The sequence below is a fragment of the Streptomyces angustmyceticus genome, from assembly GCF_019933235.1.
Lineage (GTDB): Bacteria > Actinomycetota > Actinomycetes > Streptomycetales > Streptomycetaceae > Streptomyces > Streptomyces angustmyceticus.
Window position 1 is genome coordinate 1,868,852 of sequence record NZ_CP082945.1, and the last position, 16,679, is coordinate 1,885,530.

Annotated in this window: 13 protein-coding genes; 9 read left to right on the forward strand and 4 right to left on the reverse strand. The window is 73.2% G+C overall.

Annotated elements, in window-relative coordinates; all coding sequences use genetic code 11:
* Window positions 1–32 precede the first annotated feature (32 nt).
* Both K7396_RS08675 and K7396_RS08680 read left to right on the forward strand, forming a co-directional pair.
* The gene (locus tag K7396_RS08675) at window positions 33–809 is read left to right on the forward strand and encodes a TIGR04222 domain-containing membrane protein (RefSeq protein ID WP_152104286.1); all 777 of its coding nucleotides are present in this window, start codon (window positions 33–35) and stop codon (window positions 807–809) included.
* A gap of 84 nt (window positions 810–893) precedes the next feature.
* A complete protein-coding gene (locus tag K7396_RS08680) occupies window positions 894–2,579 on the forward strand; it encodes an alpha/beta hydrolase (RefSeq protein WP_223659787.1) in 1,686 nt (561 codons plus the stop codon).
* 93 nt (window positions 2,580–2,672) lie between these two features.
* Here the strand turns inward: K7396_RS08680 and hemQ are convergent, their stop codons facing one another.
* Window positions 2,673–3,425, reverse strand: a complete 753-nt coding sequence (gene hemQ / locus K7396_RS08685) for a hydrogen peroxide-dependent heme synthase (protein WP_086720355.1) — start codon at window positions 3,423–3,425, stop codon at window positions 2,673–2,675.
* Window positions 3,422–4,900: a protoporphyrinogen oxidase gene (gene hemG, locus K7396_RS08690; RefSeq protein ID WP_086720351.1), complete on the reverse strand. Its 1,479-nt coding sequence runs from the start codon at window positions 4,898–4,900 to the stop codon at window positions 3,422–3,424. Before hemG ends, hemQ begins: the two co-directional genes overlap by 4 nt.
* Before the next feature lie 193 nt (window positions 4,901–5,093).
* On the opposite strand from hemG, the gene K7396_RS08695 reads away from it, so the two are divergent.
* Window positions 5,094–6,290, forward strand: coding sequence for a thiolase family protein (locus tag K7396_RS08695; protein WP_086720352.1), 1,197 nt, complete (start codon window positions 5,094–5,096; stop codon window positions 6,288–6,290).
* A 60-nt stretch (window positions 6,291–6,350) separates the two neighbouring features.
* A complete protein-coding gene (locus K7396_RS08700) occupies window positions 6,351–7,748 on the forward strand; it encodes an FAD-dependent oxidoreductase (RefSeq protein ID WP_086720353.1) in 1,398 nt (465 codons plus the stop codon).
* A gap of 52 nt (window positions 7,749–7,800) precedes the next feature.
* Here K7396_RS08700 and hemE read toward each other — a convergent pair whose 3' ends face one another.
* On the reverse strand, window positions 7,801–8,868 hold the full coding sequence (hemE, locus tag K7396_RS08705) for a uroporphyrinogen decarboxylase (RefSeq protein WP_086720354.1): 1,068 nt from the start codon (window positions 8,866–8,868) through the stop codon (window positions 7,801–7,803).
* Between the two features lie 147 nt (window positions 8,869–9,015).
* Between hemE and K7396_RS08710 the strand changes: the two genes are divergently transcribed.
* The 3 genes from K7396_RS08710 to K7396_RS08720 all read left to right on the forward strand — a co-directional run bounded on the left by K7396_RS08710 (window position 9,016) and on the right by K7396_RS08720 (window position 12,028).
* Window positions 9,016–9,672, forward strand: a complete 657-nt coding sequence (locus K7396_RS08710; RefSeq protein WP_152104285.1) for a DUF3000 domain-containing protein — start codon at window positions 9,016–9,018, stop codon at window positions 9,670–9,672.
* 341 nt (window positions 9,673–10,013) lie between these two features.
* A complete protein-coding gene (locus tag K7396_RS08715; protein ID WP_018536954.1) occupies window positions 10,014–10,676 on the forward strand; it encodes a response regulator transcription factor in 663 nt (220 codons plus the stop codon).
* 77 nt (window positions 10,677–10,753) lie between these two features.
* Window positions 10,754–12,028, forward strand: a complete 1,275-nt coding sequence (locus tag K7396_RS08720; RefSeq protein WP_086720903.1) for a ribonuclease D — start codon at window positions 10,754–10,756, stop codon at window positions 12,026–12,028.
* Between the two features lie 265 nt (window positions 12,029–12,293).
* Here the strand turns inward: K7396_RS08720 and K7396_RS08725 are convergent, their stop codons facing one another.
* The gene (locus K7396_RS08725; RefSeq protein ID WP_086720904.1) at window positions 12,294–12,944 is read right to left on the reverse strand and encodes a PepSY domain-containing protein; all 651 of its coding nucleotides are present in this window, start codon (window positions 12,942–12,944) and stop codon (window positions 12,294–12,296) included.
* A gap of 271 nt (window positions 12,945–13,215) precedes the next feature.
* On the opposite strand from K7396_RS08725, the gene K7396_RS08730 reads away from it, so the two are divergent.
* Together K7396_RS08730 and K7396_RS08735 are read left to right on the forward strand one after the other, a co-directional pair.
* Window positions 13,216–14,442 (forward strand): thiolase family protein, encoded by a 1,227-nt coding sequence (locus K7396_RS08730; RefSeq protein ID WP_086720905.1) that lies wholly within the window; start codon window positions 13,216–13,218, stop codon window positions 14,440–14,442.
* A complete protein-coding gene (locus tag K7396_RS08735; protein WP_086720906.1) occupies window positions 14,439–16,574 on the forward strand; it encodes a 3-hydroxyacyl-CoA dehydrogenase NAD-binding domain-containing protein in 2,136 nt (711 codons plus the stop codon). The genes K7396_RS08730 and K7396_RS08735 overlap by 4 nt, the downstream gene beginning before the upstream one ends.
* The last annotated feature ends 105 nt before the right edge of the window (window positions 16,575–16,679 follow it).

The following is a 16,679-nucleotide window of genomic DNA, read 5'->3' on the forward strand; positions in this document are numbered from 1 at the left end:
GGTATTTGTGCCGATCCCGTAGAACCTCGGGCATGTGGCTCTTCTTCTTCCTCCTCGCCTCGGGCGTGGCGGCTCTGTCCTGTGCGCTGCTGTGCCGTGCCGCGGTATCCGCCGCGCGCACCACCCGGCCGGCGCCGGGGGCCGCCCCGGCTCCGGCCGCCGACGGCGACCCTGCCGGGCTGACCCTCTATGAGATGGCCTACCTCTCCGGCGGCCCGCACCGCCTCGCCGACCTCGTCCTGGTGCTGATGGCCCAGCAGCGGCGGCTGCTGCTCACCGAGACGGGGTGGGCCACCGTCGTCGACCCGGTCGCCGAGGACGCCGTCGAGCGCGCCGCCCTGACCGCCATCGGCCCCGGTGGGCAGTGCCGCATACCGCGGATACGGGAGTCGCTCTCCGGGGACGCCGCGGTGCGGGAGGTGGCCGAGCGGCTGGTGACCGACGGGCTGGCGCTGCCCGCCGCGGTGCGCCCGGGCATCGCCACCGGGGTCCGTCTGGTGCGGGGCGCCGCGCTGGTGGTGGTGCTGTGTGCCGCCGCCGCCCTCTGGATGGCGCCGGCCGGCGCGGACGGCGGGCTGCTCCTGGGCTGGTTCGCGCTCCCGCTGGTCCTCACGCTCGGCACCTGGGCCGTGGCCCGCTTCGAGCTGCACCCGTACAGCGACTGGGCGACCGAAGCGGGAGGGCGGCGACTGCCCCGCGCTTCCGGCTCCCCCGCCCCTCTCCCCTCTCTCACCTCGTTCGCCCTCCGCGGCCCCATTGCCCTCACCGACCCCACCTTGCGCGCCGCGCTCCACTCTTCCGGGGCATAGCCTCCGACACCGGTGCCAGGTGCTTTACATCGACAATCGACGCCCCAACTATCCCTTTTGTATGCACACACGAAGGGACGGCCAGTGAGAGCACTTGCGTTGTACGGCACCATCGGGTCGCTGCTGGTGACCGCCCTCGCCACGGCCCCGGCGGGTGGCGCCACGGGGGCCGCCGCGCCACCCGCGCCCGTGGCGCACCGCATCGGCTTCGGCCGCTGCGCACCGGTGGAGCACATGCCGTCGTCCGTCGAGTGCGGCACCCTCACCGTCCCCCTCGACTACGCGCGGCCGGACGGCAAGAAGATCCACCTCACCGTCAGCCGGATCCGGGCCACGGCACGCCGCGAACGGCAGGGCACGCTGGTCTTCAACCCCGGCGGCCCGGGCGCGTCCAGCATGGAGTTCCCGCTGTACGGCGGGCTCCCCAAGTGGAACAAGCTGGCCCGCGTCTACGACTTCGTGGGCTACTCGCCGCGCGGTGTGGGCCGCTCGGCGCCGCTGTCGTGCCAGGACCCCCACAAGTTCGCCACGGCGCCCACCGACAGCCGGTCGCACCCCGACGCCGCCTTCAAGCGGCGCAAGCTGGCCCAGGCCAGGGAGTACGCCCGCGGCTGCGTCCGCCGGAACGGCGCGGACCTGCCGTTCTACAACTCCGTCAACAACGCCCGTGACCTGGACATGCTGCGGGCCGCGCTCGGCGAGCGGCGGCTGAACTTCATGGGCGCCTCGTACGGGACGTACTTCGCGGCGGTCTATGCGACGCTCTTCCCCGGCCACGTCCGGCGGATGCTCTTCGACAGCGTCGTCAATCCCGCGCCCGACAAGATCTGGTACCGCAACAACCTCGATCAGGACATCGCCTTCCAGCACCGCTGGAACGACTGGCTGCGCTGGGCCGCCCGGCACCACGACCGCTACCACCTCGGCAGGACCACGGGAGCGGTGCAGCGCTCCTACGACACGGCCGCGGACCGGCTGCGCCGCCACCCGCTGGAGGGGAAGATCGGCGCCGGCCAGCTGCAGTCGGCGTTCCTCAAGACCGGGTACAACGACGCCTTCTGGCCGATGCGGGCCGAGGCGCTCTCGGCGTATCTGCGCGGCAACCCCAAGCCGCTGACCGCCCAGGCCCTGCCGCGGCCCGGCAACGCCAAGGACGAGGAGAACGGCAACGCCGTCTACACGGCCGTGGAGTGCAACGACGCGCGCTGGCCGCACGACTGGCGGACCTGGGACCGGGACAACACCGAGGTCGCCCGGATCGCGCCGTTCGAGACCTGGGACAACGCCTGGATGAATCTGCCCTGCGCCTTCTGGCCCGACCGGGCGGAGACGGCCGCGGCCGGGCTCGCCGCGGCCGCGCACCGTGCGGACGGCCGCGCCGGCGGCCAGGACCTGACCGACGCCGCCGGTCACGCGGCCTCGGTCCAGCTCGACGAGGCGCTCCACGGGCGGCGCGGTCCGCTCGACGTCCGCACGGAGCCCGGCGCGCTGCCGCCGGTGCTGCTGCTGGCGGCCGAGCGGGACGCGGCGACGCCCTACAAGGGGGCGCTGGAGCTGCAGCGGCGGCTGCCCGGCTCCTCGCTGGTCACCGAGAACGGGGCCGGCACCCACGGCATCGCGTTCGGCGACAACGCCTGTGTGAACAGGTACGTCGAGGCGTATCTGCTGCACGGGAAGATCCCGGCGCGCAAGGTGTACTGCACGCCGCGCGCGGAGCCGGTGCCGGGCCAGCAGTTGATGCGGGCGCAGCACGCGCTGCCGGGCAAGTAGCGGGCCGTATGCGCCACGGGCCGTCCCCGAGGGGGCGGCCCGTGGCGCTGTGTGCGGCGGCGCCGCGCCGGGGAGCCCGGTCGGCCCCGCGGGTTACGCCAGGCCCGCGACCAGCTCGGAGACCGGCTTGCGGCGGCCGGTGTAGAACGGGATCTCCTCACGGACGTGCATCCGCGCCTCGGAGCCGCGCAGGTGACGCATCAGGTCGACGATGCGGTAGAGGTCGTCGGCCTCGAACGCGAGCACCCACTCGTAGTCGCCGAGCGAGAACGACGGCACGGTGTTGGCGCGCACGTCCGGGAAGCCGCGGGCCATCTTGCCGTGGTCGGCCAGCATGCGGCGGCGGTCCTCGTCGGGCAGGAGGTACCACTCGTAGGAGCGCACGAAGGGGTAGACGCTCACGTAGGCGCGCGGCTGCTCGTCGGCCAGGAAGGCCGGGATGTGCGACTTGTTGAACTCGGCGGGGCGGTGCAGCGCCATGTTCGACCACACCGGGTCCAGGGCGCGGCCCAGGCGGGTGCGCCGGAAGAGGTTGTACGCCTCCTGGAGGGCGTCCGAGCTCTCCGAGTGCCACCAGATCATCACGTCGGCGTCGGCGCGCAGGCCGGACACGTCGTAGGTGCCGCGCACCACCACGTCCTTGGCCGCGAGCTGCGCGAACAGCTCCTCGACCTCCTCGGCGTAGCCGCCGCGGTCCTCCGGGAGGACGTCGCGCAGCTTGAACACCGACCAGAGGGTGTAGCGGATGATCTCGTTGAGGTCCTTGGCCTTCTTGCCGGCGTGCGGGACCTTCTCGGGCGCCGCGGGTGCCTGCGGCGCGGAAGCGGGGGTGGAAGCGTCTGTCATGCCGTCCATTCTCGCTCGGCGGGAGCGGGGACCGGGCGCAGGGTGGCGAGGATGTCGTCGGCGGCCGTCCGGCCCGAGGCGATACAGGCCGGGATGCCGACGCCGCCGTAGAGCGCGCCGCACACCCGCAGGCCCGGCAGCCGCCCCACGGCGTCGTGGATGCGGGCCACCCGCGCCAGGTGGCCGACCGGGTACTGGGGCAGTCCGCCGTTCCAGCGGGTGACCCGCGAGGCGACAGGCGCGGCGGTCAGCCCGACGGCCTCGCGCAGGTCGGCGCGCGAGTAGCCGACCAGTTCGGCGTCCTCGCGGGTGAGGTCCTCCTCGTCGCCGTAGCGGCCGAGGGAGGTGCGCAGCACGAAGAGGTCCGGATCGGAGCGGCCCACCCAGCCCCACTTGTTGCCGGAGAAGGTGGACGCCTTGATCTTGCGGCCGTCCACGGGCGGGACGAGGAAGCCGCTGCCGGTCAGCCGCCCCTCGACGTCCGAGCGGCGGAAGGCCATGGTCACCAGGGCCATCGAGGCGTACTCGACGGACTCCAGCTCGGCGGCGGCGGGCCGGCAGACGGGGGCCAGGAGCCGGGCGGTGGCCGGCGCGGGGGTGGCGACGACGACGGCGTCGGCGGTGAGCCCGGTGCCGTCGAGGTCGAGCTGCCAGCCGTCGGGGGTCTGCCGCAGGCCGGTGACCGGTGTGCCCGTGCGGATCTCGCCGCCCCGGGCCCGTACGGCGTCGGCCACCGCGCCCGGCAGCGTCCCGATGCCGCCGTCGATGCCCATGAAGACGGGGCCGGTCGCGGCGGCGCCGGCCTGGTGGACGGTCGCGGCGGTGCGCGCCTGGATGCCCCGTACGCCGTCGAGCAGGGAGCGGTGTCCGCACGCGGCCTCGAACAGCGGGGGCACGGCGGCGCGCATCGAGATCCGGTAGGCGTCGCCCGCGTAGACCCCGCCGAGGAGGGGCTCCACGAGCCGGTCGACGACCTCGCGGCCCAGGCGGCGGGCGACATAGGTGCCGACGGCGACGTCCTCGCCGACCTCGGTGCGCGGCAGCCGGGCGTCCTCGTCGATCCGGGCGAGCCCCTCCGGGGAGAGCACCCCGGAGGCGGCGAGCGGGCCGAGGTCCCCGGGGACGCCCATGACATGGCCGGTGGGCATCGGGCGCAGCGCGCCGCGCGTCCACAGCGAGGCGCCTGCCGTGGCGGGCGGCTGCAGCCGGTCGCCGATCCCGACGGCGCGCGCGAGGTCCACCGCCTCCGGCCGCCTGGCCAGCATCGATTCGGCGCCCAGATCGACCGGTACGCCCGCGATCTCCCCCGCCCGCAGCTTGCCGCCGAGCCGGTCGGCGGCCTCCAGCACGGTCACCCGGGCCCCGCCTTCGAGGAGCCGGTGGGCCGCCGCCAGCCCGGAGATGCCCGCGCCGATGACGACCACATGACCGGTGCCGCCGGGCCCGCGGCCCGTACGGGTGTGCGCTGCGCTCATGCCCCCACTCTCTCAGAGCGCGCCGGCCGTACCGGGACCGGATCATGGCTTTCGCCGCGGGCGCCGCGGGCGGGCAGGGTGGCCAAGAGCCCCGTTGACAGCGGGCAGCGGCGGGCAAAGACTCGGGGGCGGCGGGTGGCGATCTTCGTACCGTCCGCCGACCGTCGAGCCGGGACAGCGAGGACAGGGCCTGATGACCGACCCACGCGCACGGGATGTCTACATCGTCGACGCCGTACGGACCCCCGTCGGCAAGTACGGCGGCGCACTGGCCGCGGTCCGGCCGGACGATCTCGCCGCGCATGTGGTCCGGGCCCTGGTGGACCGCACCCCGGACCTCGACCCGGCGCGGATCGACGACGTCTGCTTCGGCGACGCGAACGGCGCGGGCGAGGACAACCGCAATGTGGCGCGGATGGCGGTGCTGCTGGCGGGGCTGCCGGTGACCGTCCCCGGGGTGACCGTGAACCGGCTGTGCGGGTCGGGTCTGGAGGCGGTCATCCAGGCGGCCCGCGCCATCGCGCACGGCGACGCGCACATCGCGGTGGCCGGCGGTGTGGAGTCGATGAGCCGTGCGCCGTATGTGCTGCGCAAGCCCGAACGCGCCTTCCCCGCGGGCCATCAGGAGATGTTCTCCTCGACGCTGGGCTGGCGGATGGTCAATCCGCGGATGGCCCCGGAGTGGACGGTCGCGCTGGGCGAGGGCGCCGAGCTGATCGCCGACCAGCACGGCATCACCCGCGAGCAGCAGGACGTCTTCGCGCTGGCCAGCCATCAAAAGGCGGTGCGGGCGTGGCGGGAGGGCGCCTACGACGACGAGGTGGTGCCCCTGCCGGACGTGGACCTGCCGCGCGACGAGACGATCAGGGAGGCGTCCTCCCTGGAGTCGCTGTCCAAGCTGAAGCCGGTGTTCCGCCCCGCCGGAGGCACGGTCACCGCCGGGAACTCCTCGCCGCTCAACGACGGTGCGGCGGCCCTGCTGCTGGTGGACGAGGAGGGGCTGCGGGCCACCGGGCGCGAGCCGCTGGCCCGTATCCGGGCGAGCGCGGTGACCGGCATCGAGCCGCAGCTGTTCGGCCTGGGCCCGGTCGAGGCGGTGCGGCGGGCGCTGGAGCGGGCCGGGCGCGGCTTCGCCGAGGTGACCACGTTCGAGCTCAACGAGGCGTTCGCGGCACAGGCGTTGGGCTGCATCGGGCAGTGGCCGGAGCTGGACCCGGCCGTGGTGAATCCGCGCGGCGGCGCCATCGCCATCGGCCACCCGCTGGGTGCCTCCGGCGCGCGTCTGGCAGGGGCGGTGGCCCACCAGCTGGCCGCCGCGGGCTCGGGCACCGGGCTCGCGGCGCTGTGCATCGGCGTGGGACAGGGGCTCGCGCTGGTCCTGGAGCGCTGAGCACCGCGGCGCGGCGCAGCACACCCGAGGAAGCGGTCACACGGCGAAGGGGCACACGGCATGGCGACGGAGCGGCTGGTCATCGTCGGGGGCGACGCGGCGGGGATGGCCGCCGCCTCGCAGGCGCGCCGGCTGCGGACCCCGGACGAGCTGGCGATCACCGCGTTCGAGCGCGGCCACTACACGTCGTACTCCGCCTGCGGCATCCCGTACTGGGTGGGCGGCGAGGTCGACGGCCCGGACGCGCTGATCGCCCGGACGGCGCAGGAGCACCGTGCCCGGGACATCGATCTGCGGCTGCGCCACGAGGTCACCGCGCTCGACCTGGACCGCGGCCGGGTGCTGACCCGGGAACTGGACGACGGCGGCCGGGAGTCGTGGACCGGCTTCGACAAGCTGGTCCTGGCGACCGGCGCCCGCCCGCGCCGCCCCGGCCTGCCGGGGATCGACGCCCCCGGCGTGCACGGGGTGCAGACCCTGGACGACGGCAGGGCCCTGCTCGACACCCTCGACGCCTCCCCGGGACGGCGGGCGGTCGTCGTGGGCGCCGGCTACATCGGGGTGGAGATGGCCGAGGCGCTGATCCGCCGCGGCTACGAGGTCACCGTGCTGGAGCAGAGCGCGCAGCCGATGTCCACCCTCGACCCGGACATGGGCGCGCTGGTCCATGAGGCGATGTGCGCGATGGGCATCGAGACGGTGCGCGGCGCCACCGTCACCGGTGTGCTGACCGACGAGGGCAGCGCCCCCGGGGGAGGCCGGGCCCGCGCGGTCACCACCCAGGACGCGGAGTACCCGGCGGACGTGGTCGTGCTGGGCCTGGGCGTCCGCCCCGAGACCACGCTCGCCGCCGCGGCCGGGCTGCCGCTGGGCGCGTCCGGCGGGCTGCTCACCGACCTCGCCATGCGGGTCCGCGGCCATGACCACATCTGGGCGGGCGGCGACTGCGTGGAGGTCCTGGACCTGGTCTCCGGGCAGCTGCGGCATGTCGCGCTGGGCACCCACGCCAACAAGCACGGGCAGGTCATCGGCGCCAACGTGGGCGGCGGCTATGCGACGTTCCCCGGTGTGGTCGGCACGGCCGTCAGCAAGGTCTGCGACCTGGAGATCGCCCGGACGGGGCTGCTGGAGCGCGAGGCGCGCGCCGCGGGGCTGCGCTTCGTCTCGGTGACCGTCGAGGCCACCAACCGCGCCGGCTACTACCCCGGCGCCCGCCCGATGCACGTCAAGATGCTCGCCGAGCGCCGTACGGGCCGGCTCCTGGGCGTGCAGATCGTCGGGCGGGAGGGCGCCGGCAAGCGGGTGGACGTCGCGGCGGTCGCGCTGACCGCCGGGATGACGGTGGAGCGGATGACCGCGCTCGACCTCGGCTACGCCCCGCCGTTCTCCCCGGTCTGGGACCCCGTGCTGGTGGCGGCCCGCAAGGCCACCGCCGCGGTACGGGACGCCGGCGCCTGACCGCGCGGGCGGGCCGCCGGCCCCGGTTCCGCCGTCGTGCGGTGCGCCGGGCTCAGCGCGCCGTCTGCGTGTGGACGTAGTCGACGAGGCGGGTCAGCGCGTCCGGGTCGGTGGACGGCAGCACGCCGTGGCCGAGGTTGAAGATGTGGCCCTCCAGGCCGGCGGCCGCGTCGAGGACCTCGCGGGCCTTGTTCTCGACGGCCTCGCGGGGGGCGAAGAGCACGGCCGGGTCGATGTTGCCCTGCAGCGCCTTTCCGGGGCCGACGCGGCGGGCCGCCTCGTCCAGGGGGACGCGCCAGTCGACGCCGACGACGTCCGCGCCCGCCTCGCCCATCAGGCCGAGGAGTTCGCCGGTGCCGACGCCGAAGTGGATGCGGGGCACGCCGAGGCCCTCGACCGCGCGGAAGACCTTGGCGGAGGCGGGCATCACCGAGCGGCGGTAGTCGGCCGGCGAGAGCGCGCCGACCCAGGAGTCGAAGAGCTGGACGGCGCTCGCCCCGGCCTCGATCTGGACCTTGAGGAAGGCCGCGGTGATGTCGGCGAGCCGGTCCAGCAGGTCGGCCCACAGCTGCGGGTCGCCGTACATGAGGGCCTTGGTGCGCTCGTGGTTGCGCGACGGGCCGCCCTCGACGAGGTAGCTGGCGAGCGTGAAGGGCGCCCCGGCGAAGCCGATCAGGGGCGTGGCGCCGAGCTCGCGGACGAGCATGCCGATGGCCTCGGTGACATAGGGGACGTCGCCGGCCTCCAGGGGACGCAGCTGCTCCAGGTCGGCGCGGGTGCGGATCGGGTTCTCGACGACCGGGCCGACGCCGGGCTTGATGTCGAGGTCGATGCCGAGGGCCTTGAGGGGGACGACGATGTCGCTGAAGTAGATCGCGGCGTCGACGCGGTGGCGGCGCACGGGCTGCAGCGTGATCTCGGTGACCAGGTCGGGGCGCATGCAGGAGTCCAGCATCGCGATGCCCTCGCGGACCTTGCGGTACTCGGGCAGTGAGCGGCCGGCCTGGCGCATGAACCACACCGGGGTGTGCGGCACCGGCTCACGCCGGCACGCCTTGAGGAAGGCCGAGTCGTGTGTACCGGTCTGCTGCTGGCCCGTGGGGCAATCGTTGGCGCTCACGCCCCGAATCTTCGCACGCCGGGCCGGCCGTCCCCGTGGCCAGGTGGCCGATATCTCCGCATGCGCCCGGGGGCACCTCCGAATGGGCGACGCGCGCACCGGGTGTCCTCCCCGTATGCGGGCCCGGTTCCGCCTAATCTTCCGGGCATGGCTGCGGCTCACGAACACCTCGCGGACAGCGCGGACGACGCCCCGATCCCCTTCCGTCAGGCGGTCGATGCGCTCCGCGCGGCACGGCTGCGGCCGGAGATCGAGATCGACCCGACGCCCGCTCCGAAACGGCTCGCCCCGTACGCGTACGCGCTGGAGGCGGCGGTCGTCGAGCGCGGCTCAGGTCCGGACGGCGAGGACCGGGATCTGGCGGACGGCCGGCTGGTGGTGCTGCACAATCCGGCCGGGGACGACACCTGGCAGGGCACTTTCCGCGTGGTGACGCTGGCGCGCGCGGAGCTGGAGCCGGAGATGGGCGCCGATCCGCTGCTGCCGGAGGTGTCGTGGTCGTGGCTCACCGGCGCGCTGGACGCGCGCGGGGTGCGCTACGGCGCGCCGAGCGGCACGGTGACCCGAGCCGGCTCGCACTACTTCGGCGGGCTCGCGGCGCGTGAGCCCGCCACGCAGATCGAGATCCGCGCGTCCTGGACGCCGGCCGAGGGCGCCGGTGGTGTGCCGGAGCTCGCGGTGCATCTGGCGGCGTGGTGCGATCTGCTGTGCCAGGTGGCGGGTCTGCCGCCGGCCACCCTCGACATGACGCCGCGCGGCGGGATCGTCCCGCTGCCGCAGCGCCGCGGCGCGCAGCCCCGCTGAGCTGCGCTTTCCCGTTCTCCCCCCAGCGCGGTGATCACCTTCTTGCAGAGCCGGTCCGGGCGTGCGCCCGCGCCCGCGGTCTCCGTGATCACCGCGCTGCCGCTTTCGGTAACGGGTTCCGGCGGCATCGCGTACGGCTTTGATCATCTTGGTGCACACCCGGTGTCCACCTCTGATCGATCACCCATCCGATTTGCCCGAATTGCCCCCAACTAAATCGTGATCAAAGTCTAAAGTCCCGCCGGATTGCTGCCGAAGAGGTCAGTGACCCTTCCAACACGGATCATTCCGGCTCCCCCCAGCCGGTTTCCGTCCCCCCGCCACTCCCCCCAGGAGGCCCGGTGTCTGTTCTCCTCGAGCAACCTTCGAGCCTGGTCGCCTACCGCCCGAACAAGCCGACGGCCATGGTCGTCGTCGCCGACCCTCGCGTCCGCTCCACCGTCACCCGCCACCTGTGGGCCCTCGGAGTGCGTGATGTCATCGAGGCGTCGTCCATCGCGGAGGCCCGTCCCCGCGTCGGCAACCCGCGCGACATCTGCGTGGCCGACGTCCACCTTCCCGACGGCTCCGGCCTCACGCTCCTGTCCGAGACCCGGGCGGCCGGCTGGCCCAACGGCCTCGCGCTGTCCGCGGCCGACGACATCGGCGCCGTGCGCAACGCCCTGGCCGGCGGCGTCAAGGGCTATGTCGTGACCGGGACCCGCACCAACCTGGGCCTCCCGGGCCGCCCCGGCACCTCCCCCATCGGCGCCAACGCGGCCCGGATGCAGCGCCGTCCCCCGGGTGCCCCCGGCCACCCGGGCGGCTACCGGGAGCTGTCGGGCCGCGAGGTGGAGGTGTTGCGGCTGGTGGCGGAGGGCCAGTCCAACAAGGCCATCGGCGTCTCGATGGGGCTGTCGGCGCTGACCGTGAAGAGCCACCTGGCCCGTATCGCCCGCAAGCTCGGCACCGGCGACCGGGCCGGAATGGTGGCGGTCGCGCTGCGCACCGGGATCATTCACTGACCGTCCATCCGACCGGCTCGCCCGTCGAGGGAACGTTCCCTCGACGGGCGACGTGCATACACAGATACCCTTGACTGGTGACCGACGCCCAAAAGACCGCAGCAGACACGACACTGCGAGCGACCGGAGACTCCCCTCCGGATCCCCGACCGGCGCCGGTCCCTCTCCTGGAGCCCCGCGAGGGCATCCCCCCGGTGACCGCCACCGACGAGGCGCTCGCCGAGGTCGTGGCCGCCTTCGCGGCCGGCACGGGTCCGGTGGCCGTCGACGCCGAGCGCGCCTCGGGCTACCGCTACGGCCAGCGCGCCTACCTCGTACAGCTGCGCCGCGAAGGCGCCGGCAGCGTACTGATCGACCCGGTCGGCTGCCCCGACCTGTCGGCGCTGGGCGAGGCGATCGGCGACGCCGAGTGGGTGCTGCACGCCGCCACCCAGGACCTGCCGTGCCTGCGTGACATAGGGATGGTCCCCACCCGGCTGTTCGACACCGAGCTGGCGGGCCGGCTGGCCGGCTTCGCCCGGGTGGGCCTGGGCGCCATGGTCGAGAACGTCCTCGGCTTCGCTCTGGAGAAGGGACACTCCGCCGTCGACTGGTCCACCCGCCCGCTGCCCGAGCCCTGGCTGCGCTACGCCGCGCTCGACGTCGAGCTGCTGGTGGACCTGCGCGACGCGCTGGAGGAGGAACTGCGGCAGCAGGGGAAGCTGGAGTGGGCCCGGCAGGAGTTCGCGGCGATCGCCGCGGCTCCCCCGCCGCCGCCCCGCAAGGACCCCTGGCGCCGCACCTCCGGCATGCACAAGGTCAGACGGCGCCGTCAGATGGCGGTCGTACGGGAGCTGTGGACGGCCCGTGACCAGGTGGCGCAGCGGCGGGACGTCTCACCGGGCAAGGTGCTCGGGGACGCCGCGATCGTGGAGGCGGCGCTGAACCTGCCGCCGAACAGCCACGCCCTGGCCGCGCTCCCCGGCTTCGGCCACCGCATGGGCCGCCGGCAGCTGGAGCAGTGGCAGGCCGCCGTCGACCGCGCCCGCGCGCTGGCCGAGAACGAGCTGCCGCAGCCCGGCCAGCCGCTCAACGGGCCGCCGCCGCCCCGCGCCTGGGCCGACAAGGACCCGGTCGCCGCGGCCCGGCTGTCGGCCGCCCGCGCGGCGGTCACCGCGCTCGCCGAGAGCCTGAACCTCCCGCAGGAGAACCTCATCACCCCGGACACGGTGCGCCGGCTGTGCTGGGAGCCGCCGGCCGAGCCGAGCCGGGAGTCGGTGGCCGAGGTGCTGTCGGGCCACGGCGCCCGTCCCTGGCAGATCGAGCAGGTCACGCCGATCCTCACCGAGGCGCTGCTGACCGACGCCGACTGACGCCGGCGGCACGGCGCCGCATGCGCCGCTCCGCCCGTCGCCGGTCGTCGCCGGTCGTTCGGCGCGTCGTCGTCACCGTCACCGTTCGCCGTGGCGGCGGGAGCGTTTCCCGCCGCCACGGCGCGGCGCCGGGACGGTGCGGGGACCGGCACCATGCGTCCCGGCCGGAGAGAGGGCATCGGGGGATGAGGCGAAGGGTCCCCGAGGGCGGCGTCCCGCTTCCCGGTCGCCCGGGAGTCCGGTGCCGCCCCTCGGTTCCCCGGGTTCAGTCCTGGTTGACGTGCATCCACAGGACCTTGCGGCTGGCCGCGTCGATCCCGTAGGTGGTCTCGTTCCAGTTGTCGGGGGTCACGACGCCCACGGTCCAGGCCACCGCGTCGCTCCCGTTCTGGGCATCGCCGAGTTCGATGCTGGTGACGGTGCCCTTGGTCTTGTCGGTGGCCGTCTGCGCTGCCTGCTGGGCCGTGACCTTGGCCTTGGACAGCCGGTCGGCCAGCTGCTGCTTGTCGCCGGAGTCCCCCGACTCGGTCTTCGGCTGCTCGGCCTTTCCGGAGACCGCGTCGACGCGGACGGTGTGCACCGTCCCGTCGGTCGTCGCGACCGCGGTGCTCCAATAGGGGCTGGCGGGCGACCCCTTGAGCTCCGCGGCGATCGCCTTCGAGCCCGGGACGGCCGCGACCGCCGCCTTCAGCGCCTGCTCGTAGCCCACCTTGGCCTTGGGGATCAGGGCCTTGCGCTGGGCCTGTTCCGCGTTGAGCGAGCTGCTCGGCGAGGCGGGGGCGGAGGCGGGCACCGCCCGCTTGGGGGCGCTCTCCTTCTCGCTGTTCCCGCAGCCCGACAGCAGCGCGCCCGCGGCGGCGACGGCGCAGACCAGACCGATCGCGCGCGGCCCCGCCGGACGCCCATATCGGGTCACGACACCACTCCTTTTCGTATCCATATGGGCACTTTAAGTGTGTGATGGGATGAATTGCGCCAAGACCCGACCGCATTCGGTCGTTTTTGATCAGCACGTTCGGCCGCCTGCCGCGCCGTCGCCCGGCGGGAGGCCCCGCACTCCGGTGTGACGTTCACCGCTCCGGGCGGTGGGGGTGTGCAGCGTGGTTACCCGTAAGTAGCATGTCGGTGTGAAGCGTCCCCCGGGGCGCCCCGCAGCAGTGCCATCCCGCACATGGAGGAGAGCCAACGTGCCTCGTACCGCTAGGGACGTCGTCTTCGTCGACGGCGTCCGCACCCCGTTCGGCAAGGCGGGCCCGAAGGGCATCTACCACGAGACCCGCGCCGACGATCTCGTCGTGAAGGCCATCCGGGAGCTGCTGCGCCGCAACCCGGACCTGGACCCCGCGAAGATCGACGAGGTCGCCATCGCCGCCACCACCCAGATCGGTGACCAGGGCCTGACCCTCGGCCGGACCGCCGGCATCCTCGCCGGCCTCCCGCAGTCCGTGCCCGGTTACTCCATCGACCGCATGTGCGCCGGTGCGCTGACCGCCGTGACCGCCACCGCCGGATCGATCGCCTTCGGCGCGTACGACGCCGTCATCGCCGGTGGTGTCGAGCACATGGGGCGCCACCCCATGGGCGAGGCCGTCGACCCGAACCCGCGGTTCGTGAGCGAGAAGCTCGTCGACCAGTCCGCGCTGTTCATGGGCATGACCGCGGAGAACCTCCACGACCGCTACCCGCAGATCACCAAGCAGCGCGCCGACGAGTACGCCGTGCGCTCGCAGGAGAAGGCGGCGAAGGCGTACGCGAACGGCAAGATCCAGCAGGACCTGGTGCCGATCTCGGTGCGCAACACCAACGCGGAGGTCGGCGAGACCGGCTGGGGCCTGGTGACCGCCGACGAGCCGATGCGCCCGGGGACGACCCTGGAGAACCTCGCCGGCCTGAAGACGCCGTTCCGCACCCACGGCCGCGTCACGGCCGGTAACGCCGCGGGCCTCAACGACGGTGCCACCGCCTCGATCCTCGCCTCCGAGGACTTCGCCCGGGAGAACGACCTCCCGGTCAAGATGCGCCTGGTCTCCTACGCCTTCGCGGGCGTCGAGCCCGAGGTCATGGGCTACGGCCCGATCCCGGCCACCGAGAAGGCCCTCGCCAAGGCGGGCCTGGGCATCGAGGACATCAACCTCTTCGAGATCAACGAGGCGTTCGCCGTGCAGGTGCTCGCCTTCCTCGACCACTACGGCATCGCGGACGACGACGCGCGCGTCAACCAGTACGGCGGCGCCATCGCCTTCGGCCACCCGCTGGCCTCCTCCGGCGTCCGGCTGATGACCCAGCTGGCCCGGCAGTTCGAGGAGCAGCCGGAGGTCCGCTACGGCCTGACCACCATGTGCGTCGGCTTCGGCATGGGCGCGACGGTCATCTGGGAGAACCCGAACCACAAGGACGCCGGAGGCGACAAGTGAGCACCAGCACCACCGCCGAACTCCTGAAGGGTGCGGCCGAGCTGTTCCCGGACGAGGTCGTCACGTCGGCGCACGTCCGCCACCTCGACCTGCCGTACGGCGCGGGCAAGTTCGCGCTGATCACGCTGGACAACGGCTTCGACCACACCAAGCCGACCACCTTCGGTCCCGGCTCGCTGGCGAACCTCAACGCCGCGATCGACCAGGTCGAGAAGGAGGCCGCGGACGGCGACATCGTCGGCGTCGGCGTCACCGGCAAGCCGTTCATCTTCGCCGTCGGCGCCGACCTCAAGGGCGTCGAGCTGCTCAAGCGCCACGAGGACGCGCTGGCCATCGGCAAGGGCGGCCACGAGGTCTTCAAGCGGCTCGCGAAGCTCGCCGTACCGACCTTCGCCTACTACAACGGTGCCGCGATGGGAGGTGGCGTCGAGGTCGGTCTGCACTGCTCCTACCGCACCGTCTCCAAGGCCCTCCCGGCCTTCTCGCTGCCCGAGGTCTTCCTCGGTCTCGTCCCGGGCTGGGGCGGCTGTGCGCTGCTGCCGAACCTCATCGGCGCCGACAAGGCCGTCTCGGTCATCATCGAGAACTCGCTGAACCAGAACAAGCAGCTCAAGGGCCAGCAGGTCTTCGACCTCGGCATCGCGGACGCGATCTTCGAGGGCGCGGACTTCCTGGAGCAGTCGCTGATCTGGACCGCGAACGTCCTCAAGGGCGACGTGGCCGTCGAGCGCCCCGAGATCGACCGCGGTGAGGCCTGGGACCAGGCCGTCGCCAAGGGCAAGTTCATCGCCGACGGCAAGGTGCACGGCGCCGCCCCGGCCGCCTACCGGGCGCTGGACATCATCGCCGCCGCCAAGGACGGCGACCTGCAGGCCGGTTTCGACGCCGAGGACCAGGCCCTGGCGGACCTGATCATGGGCGGCGAACTCCGCGCCGGCATCTACTCGTTCAACCTGGTGCAGAAGCGTGCCAAGCGGCCCGCCGGCGCTCCGGACAAGAACCTGGCGCGTCCGGTCAGCAAGGTCGGTGTCGTCGGCGCCGGTCTGATGGCCTCGCAGCTGGCCCTGCTGTTCCTGCGCCGCCTGGAGGTGCCGGTCGTGCTGACCGACATCGACCAGGAGCGCGTCGACAAGGGTGTGGGCTACGTCCACGCCGAGATCGACAAGCTGCTCGGCAAGGGCCGGATCAACCAGGACAAGGCCAACCGCCTCAAGGCCCTGGTCTCCGGTGTGCTCGACAAGGCCGAGGGCTTCTCCGACGCCGACTTCATCATCGAGGCGGTCTTCGAGGAGATCGGCGTCAAGCAGACGGTGTTCGCGGAGGTGGAGGCCGTCGCCCCGGCGCACGCCATCCTCGCCACCAACACCTCCTCGCTGTCGGTCAGCGAGATGGCCTCGAAGCTGAAGCACCCCGAGCGGGTCGTCGGCTTCCACTTCTTCAACCCGGTCGCGATCCTCCCGCTGCTGGAGATCGTGCGCGGCGAGAAGACCGACGACGCCTCGCTGGCCACCGCCTTCGCGGTCGCCAAGAAGCTGAAGAAGACCGCGGTGCTCACCAAGGACGCCCCGGCGTTCGTGGTCAACCGCATCCTGACCCGCTTCATGGGCGAGATCCAGAACGTCATCGACGAGGGCACCCCGGTCGAGACCGCGGAGAAGGCCATCGAGCCGCTCGGTCTGCCGATGTCGCCGCTGGTGCTGCTGGAGCTGGTCGGCCCGGCGATCGGTCTGCACGTCTCCGAGACCCTCAACCGCGCCTTCCCGGACCGCTTCACGGTCTCGCCGAACCTCAAGGCCGTCGTCGAGGCCGGCAAGCGCGGCTTCTACGTCTACGACTCCGGCAAGCCGGAGCTGGACCCCGAGGTCGCGGCCCTCCTCAAGCAGGGCGACTCGGTGCTGACCGAGGAGCAGGTCCGCGACCGCGTCCTGGACGCGGTGGCACAGGAGATCGGCCTGATGCTGGACGAGGGCGTGGTCGCCGAGGCGCAGGACATCGACCTGTGCCTGATCACCGGTGCCGGCTGGCCCTTCCACCTGGGCGGCATCACGCCGTACCTGGACCGCGCGGGCGTCTCCGAGCGGGTGCGGGGCAAGAAGTTCCTGGCCCCGGGCATCGCGAGCGTTCCCGCGTAAGGACGCACCGATCACCACGGCGCGGGCCGGCTCAGCGGAGCCGGCCCGCGCTGTGGTTGTGCCGGGAAGCCGCCGGACCCGCCCCACGGCACGGACGGCGCCGCC

What these genes read in the sequence shown, in the direction of transcription:
- hemG (WP_086720351.1), bottom strand. Translation starts at nt 4,900, where the DNA reads ATGAGCGCAGCGCACACCCGTACGGGCCGCGGGCCCGGCGGCACCGGT.
- K7396_RS08695 (WP_086720352.1), top strand. Translation starts at nt 5,094, where the DNA reads ATGACCGACCCACGCGCACGGGATGTCTACATCGTCGACGCCGTACGG.
- K7396_RS08710 (WP_152104285.1), top strand. Translation starts at nt 9,016, where the DNA reads ATGGCTGCGGCTCACGAACACCTCGCGGACAGCGCGGACGACGCCCCG.
- K7396_RS08675 (WP_152104286.1), top strand. Translation starts at nt 33, where the DNA reads ATGTGGCTCTTCTTCTTCCTCCTCGCCTCGGGCGTGGCGGCTCTGTCC.
- hemQ (WP_086720355.1), bottom strand. Translation starts at nt 3,425, where the DNA reads ATGACAGACGCTTCCACCCCCGCTTCCGCGCCGCAGGCACCCGCGGCG.
- K7396_RS08700 (WP_086720353.1), top strand. Translation starts at nt 6,351, where the DNA reads ATGGCGACGGAGCGGCTGGTCATCGTCGGGGGCGACGCGGCGGGGATG.